We start from the raw sequence: 250 nt of genomic DNA, 5'->3' as shown, positions 1-250 counted from the left end.
AGGGCATCCACAAGCAGTTCGGCCCGGTGGAGGTGCTGAAAGGCATCGACCTGACCGTCGAGCCCGGGGAGGTGGTGTGCATCATCGGTCCGTCCGGGTCGGGCAAGTCGACCCTCCTGCGCCTGCTGAACCGGCTGGAGGAGCCCACCGCCGGCCGGGTGATCGTCGATGACGAAGACATCACGGCGCCCAAGACCGACATCGATGCGGTGCGAAGCAGGATGGGCATGGTCTTCCAGAGCTTCAACCT

1 protein-coding gene is annotated in these 250 nt (G+C 65.2%); it reads left to right on the top strand.

What is annotated here, in order from left to right:
• Positions 1-5: 5 nt before the first annotated feature.
• A partial coding sequence (locus tag SB773_RS33590) for an ATP-binding cassette domain-containing protein (protein ID WP_410594790.1) occupies positions 6-250 on the top strand: 245 nt, incomplete at its 3' end.

It is taken from the genome of Bacillus sp. SIMBA_074 (assembly GCF_046534555.1).
GTDB classification, from domain to species: Bacteria; Bacillota; Bacilli; order Bacillales; family Bacillaceae_G; genus Bacillus_A; species Bacillus_A mycoides.
The sequence above is the reverse complement of the archived record's forward strand: the minus strand, read 5'-3'. Positions and strand labels throughout refer to the sequence as shown.